The following is a 15787-nucleotide window of genomic DNA, read 5'->3' on the forward strand; positions in this document are numbered from 1 at the left end:
ACAACTCAAGGAGGCAATGATGAACATTTTTATTACCGGTGGCACAGGGCTGGTCGGGCAACCGTTAACCCAAGCATTGTTGGCGCAGGGGCATAAACTGACATTATTAACCCGCAATCCCGAACGCGCACGCACGCTTTTTCGCGATCAGGAGATCGAATTTGTGCCGACCTTGAATTGCTATTCCAGTTTTGATCAGTATGATGCGGTGATCAATCTGGCGGGCGAACCGATTTTCGATAATGCTTGGAGCGACGAGCAGAAAAAGCGCTTAATCGACAGCCGCGTGGCGATCACTGAACGTTTAGTTGAACTGATCAATGCAGGCAAAAATCCACCGCACAGTTTTATTTCCGGCTCGGCAGTCGGCTATTACGGCGACAACGGCGAAAGTGCGGTCAGCGAGGAAAATCCAAAAGGTTCACAATTCCCTGCCCGCCTTTGTGAACAATGGGAACAAGCCGCACTGCAAGCCAACAGCCGAACCTGCCTGCTGCGCACCTCGAATGTCCTCTCCACTCACGGCGGCGCGCTAGCGCGAATGCTGCCATTGTACAAGTGCGGTCTGGGCGGCAAGCTCGGTTCCGGCAAACAGTATTGGGCGTGGATCCACCGGCAAGATATGGTGGCGGCGATTGAATTTTTGCTCAACCACCCGACCTGCCAAGGCGCGTTCAATTTATGCAGCCCGAATCCGGTGCGCAATGAAACCTTTAATCGCAGCTTGGGCAGAACATTGCGCCGACCGCACTTTGTCTTTGTGCCTGAATTTGCATTGAAATTGGTTTTCGGCGAACGGGCGCAATTACTGCTCGACAGCCAAAATATTTTGCCATGCCGTTTAAGCAAAGCCGGATTCCAGTTCCGTTTCAGCGAAATCGACGCGGCGTTGACTGACTGTATTAAAAATGGCAATTAAATGCGGATTATTGTTACGGTTTCTTTAAGCGGCTATGGTACAATTTGCAGATATTTACGCTGAAGAAACCGAAACGCATGACCGCACAGAATCCGAAAAAACCGAAAAAAAATCATTCAACCGCTGATAATCAGCAGCCACAATCCGGCAAGCGCCCACAATCTCGTTTTAACCGTCATAATTGTCTGATGTTCGGACTGAAAGTCGGCTTTACCGCACTTTGCTGTCTGGTGTTTTATTTGATTTATTTGGACGGGCAAATCCGTTCAAAAATGGACGGTAAATTATGGCAACTACCTGCGGAAGTGTATGGTCGGATTGAAAGCGTGCGCCAAGCCGATCGCCCAAGTCTAAACAGCATTAAAGCGCAACTGCAAGACAACGGCTACCGCCAAACCAACCTGCTCGGCACACCGGGCGATTTTAAAATCGAAAACGACAGCTTGGTGATGATTCGCCGTGCATTTCCGTTTCCCGACACGCCGGAAGCGCAGCGCGTATTGCGTTTGCGCTTTGAGCAGAATCAGCTGAAAGTGATTGAAGATCTGGTCAATCGTCGCGCCGTTGATGAATTCCGCTTTGATCCGAAACTGATCGCGATGCTGCAATCGAATAATGAAGATCGCCTAGCAACGCCGCTGCACCAATATCCGCGTTTGCTGATCGACACCTTACTATTAATTGAAGATCGCCGTTTTTACGAACACGACGGCGTCAGCCTGCTCGGCATCACCCGCGCATTAATCACCAATATCCAAGCCGGACAAACCGTGCAAGGCGGCAGCACCTTAACTCAACAGCTAGTGAAAAACCTGTTTTTAAGCAATCAGCGAAGTCTTAGCCGCAAGATTAACGAAGCGCTGATGGCGGTACTAATGGATTCACGTTACGATAAAAACCGAATTTTAGAAACCTACCTGAATGAGGTTTATCTGGCACAAGACGGCGACACCCAAATTCACGGCTTCGCCCTTGCCAGCCAATTCTTTTTCGGGCGTCCGGTGCAGGAAATCAGCCTCGATCAAATTGCATTGCTGGTCGGCATGGTGAAAGGTCCGTCGCTGTATAATCCTTGGCGCAATCCGAACAATGCGCTGCAACGGCGCAACGTGGTGTTGAAAACCATGTTGGAACACGCGATTATCGATCAGAAACTGTATGATTTGCTGAGCCAGCGCCCGCTCGGAGTGCAAGCGCGCGGTTCGATTAATAAATCGCAGCCTGCCTTTATGCAGCTATTACAGCAAGATCTGCAACAACAATTAGGCGAAGCCAAAGCCAACAATCTGTCGGGCGCGCGCATTTTCACCACGCTGGATATAAACAAACAGCGCGCGGCGGAACAAGCGTTAGTCAATTCCGTGCAACAACTGAAATTGAAACAAAAAATCGGCGATTTAGAAGCGGCGATTGTGGTGGCGGATTATCGCAGCGGTGCGGTGCTGGCAATGGTCGGCGGCGTGCAAACCAAATATGCCGGTTTCAACCGTGCGCTGCGTTCACAACGGCAAATCGGTTCGTTGGTTAAGCCGTCCGTCTATTTGGCGGCGTTAAGCAATCCTGATCAATTCAGGCTCAACACCGCAATTGAAAACCGCCCGTTAACTATCAAAATTAAAGGCAGCGCCGATTGGCAGCCGCGCAACTACGATAACAAATTCGGCGGCTCGGTGATGCTGGTCGATGCGTTGGCACGCTCGTTAAACATACCGACTGTCAATATCGGCATGAAAGTCGGTCTGGATAAGGTGATCGATACCCAACAAGCCATGGGTTGGGATCAGGTTAAAATCCCGAAAGTACCGGCAATGCTGCTCGGCTCGTATTCCATTTCGCCATATGATGTCACCAAGCTCTATCAAGTGATCGCCAATGACGGCAAAAAAGTGGCGTTATCCTCGATTGAAAGTGTGTTCCAACGCAACGGCGAAGCCATTTATCAGCGCGCATTCAATCCGCAACAAGTTGTGCCGGAGGAAGCCGCGATTCAAACCCTGTACGCGATGCAACAAGTGGTGGAACGCGGCACCGGTCGCAGTTTGCAGCAAAATTTCGCGCAGTATCAATTGGCAGGTAAAACCGGCACCACCAACGATGCGCGCGATACTTGGTTTGTCGGGATTGACGGTGAAAACGTGGCAACCGTTTGGCTGGGGCGCGACAATAACGGCAAAACCGGTTTAACCGGCGCCACCGGCGCATTGACGGTATATCGGGATTATTTAGGCTTGATTCCGCCGACACGTTTAAGCCTGTCAAAATCCGACAATATCAAATGGATCGGTATTAACAGCTACGGCAGTTGGAATTGCAGCAACAGCACGCGCACCATTCCGGTGTGGGTGAACAAAAATCAAAATTTCTGTAGTTATGCTTCCCCTGCCGCCGTGCCAAGCGGCGCAGCACCGGCAAGTGCGGTTTCTATCCAATCCAAGCCAACTCAAGCCGCGCCAAGTGCGGTCGAAACACCGGCTAGTGTTTGGGACGCACTGGATTTAAATCAAAGCAACGCCCCGGCACCGGTTGAGGACGCGCAGCCAAGCCGATAACAAACCAAAACGGGGGATTTCTCCCCCGCTTCACTACCGCACTTTTATTAGCGATCTAAACCGCCCAACAAGATATATTTGATTTCCAGATAATCCTCAATCCCGTATTTCGAGCCTTCGCGCCCTAAACCGGATTGCTTCACTCCGCCGAACGGCGCAGCTTCATTCGACAAAATTCCGCTATTAACGCCGACCATGCCGTATTCCAACGCCTCGGATACTCGTATAATTCGTCCGATGTTGCGGCTGTAAAAATAAGAGGCTAAACCGAATTCGGTGGCATTGGCGGCATCAACCGCTTGTTCCTCGGTTTCAAATTTAAAGATCGGCGCAAGCGGTCCGAAGGTTTCCTCGGTTGCCACTTTCATCTCAGCGCTGACATCTCGCAAAATGGTCGGCTGATAAAATAATCCGCCCTGTTCCGCCGCCGAACCGCCGCACACCAAACTCGCGCCTTTCTCTAGTGCGTCGGCAATGTGCTGTTCGACTTTTTCAACCGCACTTTGGTCAATCAACGGTCCGAAGGTCACGCCAGCTTCTAAACCATTGCCGATTTTCAGCTCGGCAACCGCAGCGTTAAAACGCAAAATAAACTGATCATACACGCCAGCTTGTACATAGATTCGGTTGGCGCACACGCAAGTTTGTCCGGCATTGCGGAATTTACACGCGATTGCGCCCTCAACCGCCGCATCTAAATCGGCATCATCAAACACGATAAACGGTGCGTTGCCGCCCAACTCGAGTGAGACTTTTTTAATGGTCGAAGCGCATTGCTGCATCAGCAAGCGCCCGACTTGGGTGGAACCGGTGAAGCTGAACTTTTTCACCCGATCATCTTCGGTCAGCACTTTGCCGATTTGCTCGGCACTGCCGGTGAGCACATTAAATACTCCCGGTGGAATGCCTGCACGCTCTGCTAATTCCGCCAACGCCAATGCCGAAAGCGGCGTTTGCGAGGCGGGGCGAATCACAAAGGTGCAGCCTGCCGCCAGTGCCGGTGCGGCTTTGCGGGTGATCATGGCATTCGGGAAATTCCAAGGGGTGATTGCGGCACACACGCCGATCGGCTGTTTGGTGACCAAAATCCGTTTGTCTGCGCTCGGTGCGGGAATGGTGTCGCCGTAAATCCGTTTGGCTTCCTCCGCATACCATTCAATATAAGAGGCGCCGTACAGCACTTCACCCTCGGCTTCCGCCAGCGGTTTGCCCTGTTCGATAGTGAGAATTTTTGCCAGATCGGCTTTATGTTGCACAATCAATTCAAACCAATTGCGCAACAGGCGGCTGCGTTCTTTGGCGGTTTTTTGTTGCCAGCCGCGCAACGCTTTTTTCGCTGCGACTACCGCGTCTAAGGCTTCTTGTTCTGCCATTTTCGGTACTTCGGCAATTTTCTCGCCGGTTGCCGGATTCACCACCGCCATAGTTTCGCCACTGATTGCGGCACGCCATTTGCCGTCGATATAGCAATCGGTTTTCAATAATTGGCTATCGTCTAGTTGAAACATGGTATCACTCCTTGTTTGACTTGGATCGTTGAAATTATTTATACCGCACTTTAGCACTATTTTGATCTTGTTGCGCCAACCATTCCAGTTTTTGTTTAATTTTGGCTTCCATTCCGCGTTCGCTCGGTTGGTACAAACGAGTGGCTTTCAACTCGGGTGGAAAGTAGTTTTCACCGGCGGCATACGCATTTTCCTCATCGTGCGCATAGCGATATTCATCGCCATAGCCCAATGATTTCATCAATTTGGTCGGTGCATTGCGCAAGTGCGGTGGCACGTCATAGTCCGGTGATTGGGTTGCCAACTGCTTAGCAGCGTTAAATGCCAGATACACCGCGTTACTTTTCGGCGCCACCGCCAGATAGACAATCGCTTGCGCAATCGCACGCTCGCCTTCCGCCGCGCCGACGCGGCTGTAGCAATCCCATGCACTGAGTGCAACTTGCATGGCGCGCGGATCGGCGTTGCCGATGTCTTCCGAGGCGATCGCCAATAAACGTCGTGCAACATACAGTGGATCGCCACCGGCGGTGATAATTCGCGCATACCAATAAAGCGCCGCGTCGGGCGCAGAACCACGGATCGATTTATGTACCGCTGAAATCAGATCGTAATAGCGATCGCCCTGTTTATCAAAGCGCGCTTGCCGTTCGCCCAACACTTCCACCAACAGCGATTGCGTCAGCAGTTTGCCGCTCGGCGTTTCGTCTGCCATATCGATCATCAGCTCAAGGCAGTTCAGCGCCAGCCGTCCGTCGCCGTGGACATATTCCGCCAAAATGCCAAGCAAATTGTCTTCCAGTTGAATGGCTTGCCCGCCTAAACCTCGCTGTTCGTCATTCAACGCATTATGTAATAGCTGCTCGATTTCAGCACTGCTCAGCGCTTTCAGCAGATAGACACGCGCCCGCGATAACAACGCGCTGTTGAGTTCAAAGGAAGGGTTTTCAGTGGTGGCGCCGACAAAAATAATCGTGCCGTCTTCAATGTGCGGTAAAAACGCATCTTGCTGGCTTTTATTGAAACGGTGGACTTCATCAACGAATAAAATCGTGCGCCGATCAGACAGCTTATTTTGCTTCGCCCGTTCGATCGCCTCGCGAATCTCTTTCACCCCGCCGGTCACCGCTGAAATCCGTTCGACTTCGGCATTAATCCGCTGGGCTAAAATTTCCGCCAACGTGGTTTTGCCGGTTCCCGGCGGCCCCCACAGGATCATCGAGTGAATATGTCCAGCTTCAATCGCTTTGCGCAGTGGTTTACCCGGTGCTAGCAAGTGCGATTGCCCGACATACTGCTCCAGCGTGGTCGGGCGCATTCTGGCGGCAAGCGGGCGAAAATCGCTTTCGGCAAAATCAAATGAGAGATTGGTGCGATCGTTTGCCATGCAGTGTCTCGATTAGCGCTGGTCGTCCAGTTCAACGCCTTTCGGCACTTTGAATTGGAACAGTTTGTTATCCAACGGTACGTTATTCATATTGCGTAGCATATACAGATTCGCCTGCCCGTCTTGTTCAATGGTGCTGAAATTGCGCAGCAAACCGTTGCTGTCGATCCGCACTTCGAACTGTTTGATCGCGCTGTCTTTGGATTTCGGTTTCAAAGTGAAGGTGTCGTCTTTGCGAGTGACGGTATATTGCGCCCAGTGTTTCGGATCGTTGCTGGTCAACAAAATAAACGGTGTGTTGTCAATCGCATCTTCGGTTTTGCGTGCAGTGACCTGCTGCACAAACGGATCGTAATACCACAGGGTTTTGCCGTCGGCGATAATTTGAGTTTCTTGTGGTTTTTTGGTATCCAAACGGAACAGATTCGGGCGTTTCACCTGAAATTTACCGCTGCCTTCTTGTACTAATTTGCCGTTCGCCGTAGTCACCCGTTGGTTGAAATCGGCACTGTATGAACCGACTTCCGACAAACGTTGCTGCAAATCGTCCACCGCCGCAGCCCAGCTTAATTGCGCAACGGCGAATAAAGAAACCGCAAGTGCGGTTTTATTGAATAATTTCATGCCTGTTTCCTTCCACATCATTGGTACTATTAAGACCATTTCTCAACGCATTGGTTCTTTCGTTCTGTTACTTCAGGTTGTTAGCCTAACGCGTAGTTCTTAAAATAGTCTTAAGTTCCATTATTCATACTGATTGCTCGGTACTAAAATCTCGCGTTTGCCGTTGCTGGCGGCGGAGAGAATACCCTGCGCTTCCATTTGATCGATAATCCGTGCCGCACGGTTAAAGCCGACGCCGAATTTGCGCTGTACGTTGGAAATCGAGGTGTTGCCGGTAGATAACACATATTCCACCACTTGATCAAACAGTTGATCCAACTCCTCGCTGGTGCTGACCGCATTTTCACTGCTCTCTTCTTCCTGCGACACCACAATGTCGTCCAAGTATTGGGGTTTGCCGCGTGCGCGCCAGTCGTCCGCCACTTTCGAGACTTCCTCATCGCTCATAAACGCGCCGTGCACCCGAATCAATTCGGACGAACCTTGCCCGGAATACAACATATCGCCGCGCCCCAATAACGCTTCCGCACCGCCTTGATCCAAAATGGTGCGTGAGTCGATTTTACTGGCGACGGTGAATGCAATTCGGCTTGGGATATTGGCTTTAATCAAGCCTGTGATCACATCAACCGACGGACGCTGAGTCGCCAAAATCAAGTGGATCCCGACCGCGCGCGCTTTTTGCGCCAAACGGGCGATCAGCTCCTCAACTTGTTTGCCCGCCACCATCAGCAAATCGGCAAATTCATCGACAATCACCACGATATAACTGAGTTTTTCCAACGCCGGCGGCATACTGTCCATGGTATCGCCCGGGCGCCAAGTCGGGTTCGGAATCGGCAAATTCATCGCTTCGGCTTCATCAATTTTGCCATTGAAACCTTCGATATTGCGCACGTACAGCGACGACAATAATTGGTAGCGGCGCTCCATTTCATCCACACACCAACGCAGCGCATTCGCCGCTTTTTTCATGTCGGTCACCACCTCGGTCAACAAGTGCGGTATGTCATTATAAATCGAAAGCTCTACCACTTTCGGATCGATCATGATAAAACGCACATCTTCCGGTTTGCGTTTAAACAGCAGGCTTAAAATCATGCTGTTGACGCCGACCGATTTGCCCGAACCGGTTGAACCTGCTACTAATAAGTGTGGCATTTTCGCCAGATCGACCACAATCGGCTCGCCGCTGATGTCTTTGCCCAACGCCAACGGTAAAATCGTATTGGTTTGTTTAAATTGTGAGCTGGACAATACATCACGCAAGCTCACGGTTTGACGGCGCAAGTTCGGGGTTTCGATGCCAATATACGGCTTGCCCGGAATCACTTCCGCCACACGAATCGAGCGGAACATCAAAGCCCGCGCCAAGTCGGTGTCTAACCCGCTGACTTTTGAGGCTTTGGTGCCCGGCTCCAGTTCCAGTTCATAACGGGTGACCACTGGTCCGACCAATACGCTTTGTACTTTGGCTTTCACGTTGAAATTGCGCAATTGATGTTCGATCTGCGCCGAAGTTTCATCAATTTCCTCGCGGCTGATGTCTTGTTCTTCCGCTTTGCGCCGTTCCAATAAATCCAAACTCGGCAAAGGCGTGCTCGGTTTACCTTTGTGGCTGATTTTCGGCTGTAGCAGCGGATGAATCAGGCTGCTGTCGTACGGTTTATAATTCGGTGCGGCAGCTTTGTTATGGCTTTCCGCTTCCGCCGTCGGTGCAGCAGTATTTAAAATCACTTGCAACTCTTTTTCGGCGTTTAACGCTTTTGCCTGCTGCTGCATTTCCTCCAGCCTTTGCTGTTCTCGCTCGGCAAATTGGCGAGCCAATTCATTATTTAAGGCTTGATCGTCATCGTCGTCCGCATCATTCACCTCAAACCGTACTTGCGATTCGCTGATTGCCGGAGTCGATAAACTGACTTTCGGCATTCCGTCCGTTGGCGGCACATACAGCGCAGAATCCGCTGCCACTGCCGCTTGAACGGGTGTCGCTTGAATTGGTGCTGATGGAACCGGCGTTAGCTGAGGCGCAATATTGATTGACACTTTCGGCAATTCCGGCGCTTGTTCGATCGGATAACGGCTGAAATCCGGCAAGTCGTCGGTTGGCGAAAAATGATTGTCGTCAAATGCCAGTTGCGGCTGATCGTCGGCACTTTCGCTTGCTGCAATTGTCGGCTGCGGATCCAAACCGATAATCACTCGCTGCGCGACCGCACTTGCTTGTTCCCCTTCCGCTTGTGCAACTTGCGGCGCGGCGCTTTGGCTTTCTAATGCGCGCTTGTTTGCCGCTTCTCTGGCGCGCAGTACGCTTTCCGGCAAGCGAATTTCTTCCAATTGGTCTACCGATGGCGCTGCCATCGGCGTTGGCTCTAACTCGGTTTCTTCCGCCAATTCCGCCGCTTCGTCTTCATATTTGGCGGTCAGCCACTGATAAGCACTGACCAGCAACATCACCAACGACATGCCGGAGCTGAGAATAAAGCCAACCACCGTCAGGCTGAATGCTGCCATAAAACTGCCGAACATTCCGAACGACGGATAAATGCTTTGAATAATCCAACCGCCCAACACGCCGCCGGCAAGATAGGTGTCGGTATTCGACAGCAACAGCGTCGCCAGCGAAGTTAAACCGCATAACAACAGGCTAAAGCCGAACAGCCGCACCAACAGTCGCCCTTTGCTGAATTGATCACGCCATTTATTGCGCAGCAGCAACACCGCCGCGACCACCAACAAAAACGGTAAAAAGTTGGCGACGGAGCCGAACAGGGCAAATAACAGATCAATGCACCACGCGCCGAACGCACCGGCTTTGTTTAAGGCTTCCTGCTGCGGGCTGGCAACCGACCATGCGTTGTCATACGGGCTGTAGCTTGACCAGGCGATAATCAAATAAACGCCGAATAAGGCAACAGAGCCTAGGATCATTTCGGTGATATAGTGCTTGGCGGTGTATTTCGGTCTTAAATTTCGAATCATATTGTACGTCTTTATTCTGTTTTCGCTTTCAATTGCAGGTAGTTGCTTTGCTTCACTTCTTCCATCACCACATAAGTGCGGGTGTCATTCACCCCCGGCAGGCGCAAGAGTGTGGTGCCGAGCAGTTTGCGGTACGCCGCCATATCAGCAACGCGGGTTTTCAGCAGGTAATCGAAATCGCCGGACACCAAATGGCACTCTTGGATTTCATCTAAATTTTTCACCGCTTCGTTAAATTCCTCGAACACGTCCGGCTTACCGCGTACCAAGGTGATTTCGACGATCACCAACAGTGGCGAGTCCAGCAATTCCGGGTTCAGCAACGCGCGGTAGCCGGTGATCACTCCTTGTTTTTCCAAACGGCGCACCCGCTCGAGGCACGGAGTCGGCGACAGCCCGACTTTTTTCGACAGATCGATATTGGAAATTTTGCCGTTACGTTGTAATTCGTCTAAAATTTTGACATCAATCGCATCAAGGGCTTTGGTTAATTTTTTTGACATTCTCGCTTTTCCGCAGACAGTAAAAAATGAAAAATCAGGTAATGCAATAGATTACCTGATTTTTGAGTTTTTTTACAGATCAGAATGTGATTCCAACGTGCTTATTTAACGAAAAAACGCCCTTGCGCAATACGAATCAAAGTGCCGACCACCAGCAGCGCAATGCCAAGATTGCCGACAATAAACAGCCCCATTCCCAACACGCCGATGCCCGCTTCAGCCGCCGGGTGGCACAAATATAATCCGACGTTCGCCATTGAACCTAATCCGAACGAGAATCCCCAAAAGCCGATACTGAAGCCGTTGGCATAAATCCAAGGAAATAGGCGCGCGCGAAACCAAAATTGCAGCAAGCCGTAGCCGGTGAGTAATAGGCTGACACTGTCTACCGCGCCGCCGTTCAAATGAAAATAGGTGTTGCCGGCAACGAACGCCGGTGCCAATTGAATCCCGATAATCGGGCGCACCGCAGCGTCGAGCGGGCTGAGATTGCGCAAACGCTGCAATACCGCAGGCTCAAGCGTAACCCAAGAAATCAGCCCCATGCCGAAGAACAACATTCCCCAAGAAGGATAACCCAATTCGGCAAGTGCGGTTGCGCTGACAAAATTCGCCGCCACGGTTGGCAAATAGATCACCGGCGTGGTCGCTTCCGCTTGGTGGATCCCGCGCCACAAACCGGCGGAACGATATGCCGCAAACAGCAATTGCCCGATCGTTCCCGCAATAATCAGCGCTAAACCGAGCGGCGGCTCGCGGTGCAATAGCTGCATTCCGAACAGCATCGCGGTAATCGGGATCAAACTGATAAAACAGCACATCACTAAATGGTGCAGCTCTTGCTCGGCACTTTGCCGCGCGACAAACCATTTTGCGATATACGCCCCAAGCAACAGCAGCCAGATGACCCCGCCAATCAGCGCGATACTGCCATCAATCCATTGCGGAAAATCAGGAAACATAGCAGCCGCATGGTGCCAAGCCAAACCGAGGGAAAACAATCCCAAGGTAATGCCAAAATAGTTAACCGGAACAGGAAACGGCTTTGAAACAGGATTATTCATGCTCACACTCAATACTCATAAATATAATCCGGCTATTCTACGCCCAATTCTTTGAAATCGTGTAGCCAGGATTTCAAAAATAACGTAAATCATTTTTTACAACAAAAAGGCTGTCTTAAAAAGACAGCCTTTTTGTTATGACGCAATCGCCTAATTATTCATAACGCTTGAAAATCAAGGTTGCGTTGGTGCCGCCAAAGCCGAAGCTGTTCGACATCACAGTGGTCAGTTTTTTATCGGTTTGAACTTCGGTCACAATATTCATGCCTTGTGCTTTTTCGTCCAGCTCTTCGATATTGATGCTTGGCGCGATAAAATCATTGTTCAACATCAACAACGAATAGATCGCTTCATGTGCGCCGGCAGCACCCAGTGAGTGACCGGTCATCGCTTTGGTTGAGGAAATTGCCGGGGTGTTGTCGCCGAATACTGCACGCACCGCTTCCAGTTCTTTCACATCGCCAACCGGCGTTGAGGTGCCGTGCACATTCAAATATTCAATCGGGCTGTCTACGGTTGCCATCGCTTGTTGCATACAACGCACCGCGCCTTCGCCACTTGGCGCGACCATGTCGTAGCCATCGGAAGAGGCGCCATAACCGACGATTTCGGCATAAATGGTTGCCCCGCGCGCCAAGGCGTGTTCCAACTCTTCGACCACCACGATGCCGCCACCACCGGAAATCACGAAGCCGTCACGCGCGGTGTCGTAAGTGCGCGATGCCTTTTCCGGAGTATCGTTGTATTTGGTAGAAAGTGCGCCCATAGCATCAAATTCACAAGCACATTCCCATGCTAACTCTTCCGCACCACCGGCGAAAACCACATCTTGTTTGCCAAGCTGGATCAATTCAACCGCGTGTCCGATACAGTGTGCAGAAGTGGCACACGCCGAACTAATGCTGTAGTTCACGCCACGGATTTTGAATGGTGTCGCCAAGCAAGCGGAAACGCTGGATGCCATGGTTTTGGTCACCGCATAAGGCCCGATCGCTTTCACGCCGCGCGGGCTGCGCATTGCATCCGCCGCCACGATTTGACCGTGTGCCGAGCCTGTGCCTGCTCCAACCACTAAACCGGTGCGATCATTCGACACCATTTCAGGGCTTAAGCCGGAGTGTTCGATCGCTTCTTGCATGGAGAGATAAGCATAAGCCGCCGCATCGCCCATGAAACGCATCACTTTGCGGTCGATCAACTCTTTCGGATCCAGTTTAATTGTGCCCGCCACATGGCTGCGCATACCCACTTCGGCAAATTCCGGAACATTTGTAATCCCAGATTTGCCTTGTTTTAACGAAGCCAATACTTCTTGTTTATTATTACCAATACTTGAAATGATTCCGTAACCGGTGATAACTGCTCTTTTCATCTACTCTAATCCTTACTCTTATAAAGCGACTATTAAAAAATTTCAACGTACAACTGTTAGCTGAATAACTTACTATGAAAATAGAATAATGCAAGTTTTATTGTTTACTAAAAGGGATAAAGTGCGGTTTTTTGATTAAAAAATCAACAGCATTTTCTGTTCTGTGTTTTTCGCGCTAAAATAGTCGAAAACCTTAGCTTAGACGCCTATGAATAACACCCTGAAAACCGACTCCGCCGCGCTGCACTTTAATGATGATAATACACCTGTTTCATTTCAATTTGATGACATCTATTTTTCCGTGCAAGACGGATTGGCGGAAAGCCGCTATGTGTTCCTGCAAGGTAATAACCTGCCGCAACGCTGGCAACAGCACGTCGAACCGCACTTTGTGATTGCGGAAAGCGGCTTTGGTACCGGGCTGAATTTTTTTGCCTGTGTGCAACTGTTTCGTGAATTTCGCCGACAATATCCCGCTCATCCACTGAAACGACTGTATTTTATTTCGTTTGAAAAATACCCGCTGAGCGTGCCGCAACTGCAACAAGCGCACCGCACTTACCCTGAATTTGCTGAATTGAGTGCGCGGTTGTGTCGCCACTATCCGTTCGCGCTAAACGGCTGTCACCGTGTGCATTTTGATGAAACCGCACTTGACCTGTGGTTTGGTGATATACAACACAATTTGCCGCAGCTCGGTGACTATATGCGGCAAAAAATCGATGCGTGGTTTTTAGATGGCTTTGCGCCGAGCAAAAATCCTGATATGTGGAGCGAGACGCTGTATCAAGCCATGTCGCGCTATAGCAAGCCGAACGCCACGTCTGCCACCTTCACTGCGGCAAGTGCGGTGCGCAAAGGGCTGCAAGCCGCAGGCTTTGAGGTGAACAAGCGACATGGTTTTGCGCAGAAGCGGGAAATGCTGTGCGGCGTTAAAATCGCAGAAGCGGCACAAGCTGCGCACACACCGTGGTATCAAAGCCAAAGTGCGGTCGGCAAGCTCGATGAGGTGACGATTATCGGCGGCGTGGCGTCACTGTTCACCGCACTTGCCTGTTTAAAACGCGGTTTGCAGGTGACGTTATACTGCGAAGATCCGCAACCAGCTTTGCTTATTTGCAAAAGTGCGGTTTGAAAATGCGCTTCAATCAGTCAATAAACGATTTACAGCCGATTGAAAACGGCTGGCAACTCACCAATCGTCAAGACGAAAGTTTTACTCATCAAGTCGTGATTTTAGCCAACGGACATCAGCTCACCGATAGCTCACCGATTTCCAACAAACCGAAAAACTGCCGCTTTATCCGGTGTGCGGGCAGGTCAGCCAAATTCCAAGTGGAGAGAAATTAAGTCGATTAAAAACGGTGTTGTGTTATGACGGCTACTTAACACCCGCCGATCAGGCGGCAACCAGCCATTGCATTGGTGCCAGCCATGTGCGTAATAGCGCCGATCGCACATTCAGTTTGGCGGAACAGCAACAAAACGGTGAGAAAATCCGATATAACTTAGCCGGTTGTGATTGGCTACAAGAAATTGATCTATCTGGCAATCAGGCGCGAATCGGGGTGCGTTGCAGCACCCGCGAGCGGTTGCCGATCATGGGCAACGTACCGCACTTTGAACAGATTGCCACGCAATATCACAATCTGTTTAACCTACGCCGCCTTCGCCAACCGATTCCACCGGCAACGTGCTATCCGAATTTGTATTTATTGGGTGCATTGGGATCGCGCGGATTAACTTCTGCCCCGCTGTTGGCGGAAACCTTAGTTTGCCAGATGCTAGGCGAGCCGCTGCCGCTGGGCGAAGATATTTTACACGCGCTCAATCCAAACCGCACTTGGATCCGAAAATTGCTGAAGGGAACACCACTGAAATAAAAACTGCTGAATTATTAGGCCACTGCACGGGCATCTCCCTCCGCGCGCGGAGGGAGAGAAAATCACACTATAAGTGAGTGCGGTTTGCCCAACAAAAAATGCCGACTGTTTCCAATCGGTATTGTGTCTCTCATTCAATCACTAAGCCTTCTGGCTTTCATTATAATATTTATACGCTTCATCAATCGACGGGAAATTGTGCATATAGCCTTTTTCTAACACTGCCGCATTATCACAATATTCACGAATCGCCGACGGGCTGTGGGACACCAAAATAATCGAACGATCTTTGCGCTTTTCAAACAGCTCGTTCTTACACTTCGCCGAAAAGCGCGAATCCCCAACGGCGATCACTTCATCAATCAGATAGCAATCAAATTCCACCGATAGTGACAACGCAAACGCTAAACGCGCCTTCATACCGGAGGAATATTTTTTCACCGGCTCATACAAATAATCGCCTAACTCGGAAAACTCCTCGGTAAAGCGTTTCACATAATCAATATCCACACCATAGATCCGACAGATAAAACGCAGGTTATTCGCCGCTGGTTGAAGAGTTGGGGCGCGCCGCCGGTGAATTGCCTGACACGCTGGTATTCGGTGCATTGAAAGACGGTTTCACTACGGCGTGTTATGACGGGCAGTATTTCTTCGACAGCGACCACCCTGTCGGCGCAACGGTGGACGTCAAACACTTTCTAATTGGGTGAGAACATTGCGTGAACGCATAAATTCCTGCACCGTATAAGTGTCATCCTGCGAACGCGCGAAGCCAACACTTTGCAGCAATGCCCAAAGCCACTCAGAGAGGCTTGGCTGCGCGAAGAACGCACCACAAAGCTTGATTCCGATACATACACATCTGACGCCCAAAAGGTGAAATAAACCACCGAACAAAAAGTGGGGATTAATACCGTAATTCAGAACAGCGGATTAAATTTTTTCCAAAGCTTTTTATACCCCGGATTTTTTTGCACCGGCTGTTTGTCCCCC

General features: G+C 50.5%; 9 protein-coding genes and 4 pseudogenes. 4 read left to right on the top strand and 9 right to left on the bottom strand.

All coding sequences use genetic code 11. From position 1 onward, the window contains the following. Positions 1-19: 19 nt before the first annotated feature. Positions 20-919: a TIGR01777 family oxidoreductase gene (locus ACUHGC_RS09710; RefSeq protein ID WP_446833127.1), complete on the top strand. Its 900-nt coding sequence runs from the start codon at positions 20-22 to the stop codon at positions 917-919. A gap of 77 nt (positions 920-996) precedes the next feature. Next, positions 997-3468, top strand: a complete 2472-nt coding sequence (gene mrcB / locus ACUHGC_RS09715; RefSeq protein WP_446834885.1) for a penicillin-binding protein 1B — start codon at positions 997-999, stop codon at positions 3466-3468. Positions 3469-3515: 47 nt separating this feature from the next. On the opposite strand, the gene ACUHGC_RS09720 is transcribed toward mrcB, so the two are convergent. The 7 genes from ACUHGC_RS09720 to fabB form a co-directional block, all read right to left on the bottom strand. After that, complete coding sequence (locus ACUHGC_RS09720) at positions 3516-4976, bottom strand: NAD-dependent succinate-semialdehyde dehydrogenase (RefSeq protein ID WP_446833128.1); 1461 nt, start codon at positions 4974-4976, stop codon at positions 3516-3518. A 34-nt stretch (positions 4977-5010) separates the two neighbouring features. Continuing rightward, a complete protein-coding gene (locus tag ACUHGC_RS09725; RefSeq protein ID WP_446833129.1) occupies positions 5011-6363 on the bottom strand; it encodes a replication-associated recombination protein A in 1353 nt (450 codons plus the stop codon). A gap of 12 nt (positions 6364-6375) precedes the next feature. Continuing rightward, positions 6376-6987: an outer membrane lipoprotein chaperone LolA gene (gene lolA / locus ACUHGC_RS09730; RefSeq protein WP_446833130.1), complete on the bottom strand. Its 612-nt coding sequence runs from the start codon at positions 6985-6987 to the stop codon at positions 6376-6378. A 120-nt stretch (positions 6988-7107) separates the two neighbouring features. Then, positions 7108-9969: a DNA translocase FtsK 4TM domain-containing protein gene (locus ACUHGC_RS09735; protein WP_446833131.1), complete on the bottom strand. Its 2862-nt coding sequence runs from the start codon at positions 9967-9969 to the stop codon at positions 7108-7110. A gap of 11 nt (positions 9970-9980) precedes the next feature. Continuing rightward, complete coding sequence (gene lrp, locus ACUHGC_RS09740) at positions 9981-10472, bottom strand: leucine-responsive transcriptional regulator Lrp (protein ID WP_446833132.1); 492 nt, start codon at positions 10470-10472, stop codon at positions 9981-9983. Between the two features lie 101 nt (positions 10473-10573). After that, a complete protein-coding gene (gene tehA, locus ACUHGC_RS09745) occupies positions 10574-11536 on the bottom strand; it encodes a dicarboxylate transporter/tellurite-resistance protein TehA (protein ID WP_446833133.1) in 963 nt (320 codons plus the stop codon). Between the two features lie 154 nt (positions 11537-11690). Then, positions 11691-12908, bottom strand: a complete 1218-nt coding sequence (gene fabB, locus ACUHGC_RS09750) for a beta-ketoacyl-ACP synthase I (RefSeq protein WP_446833134.1) — start codon at positions 12906-12908, stop codon at positions 11691-11693. Positions 12909-13116: 208 nt separating this feature from the next. Here fabB and mnmC point away from each other — a divergent pair. After that, positions 13117-14791, top strand: a pseudogene (mnmC, locus tag ACUHGC_RS09755) (FAD-dependent 5-carboxymethylaminomethyl-2-thiouridine(34) oxidoreductase MnmC). Between the two features lie 141 nt (positions 14792-14932). Here mnmC and ACUHGC_RS09760 read toward each other — a convergent pair. Continuing rightward, a pseudogene (locus tag ACUHGC_RS09760) lies at positions 14933-15334 on the bottom strand (ABC transporter ATP-binding protein); the annotation flags it as partial. On the opposite strand from ACUHGC_RS09760, the pseudogene ACUHGC_RS09765 reads away from it, so the two are divergent. Further along, positions 15331-15480 (top strand): annotated as a pseudogene (locus tag ACUHGC_RS09765) (Mu-like prophage major head subunit gpT family protein); the annotation flags it as partial. The pseudogenes ACUHGC_RS09760 and ACUHGC_RS09765 overlap by 4 nt on opposite strands. A 10-nt stretch (positions 15481-15490) precedes the next feature. On the opposite strand, the pseudogene ACUHGC_RS09770 reads toward ACUHGC_RS09765, so the two are convergent. After that, positions 15491-15714 (bottom strand): annotated as a pseudogene (locus ACUHGC_RS09770) (capsule biosynthesis protein); the annotation flags it as partial. Positions 15715-15787: the final 73 nt, after the last annotated feature.

The organism is Testudinibacter sp. P27/CKL/0425, assembly GCF_052931395.1.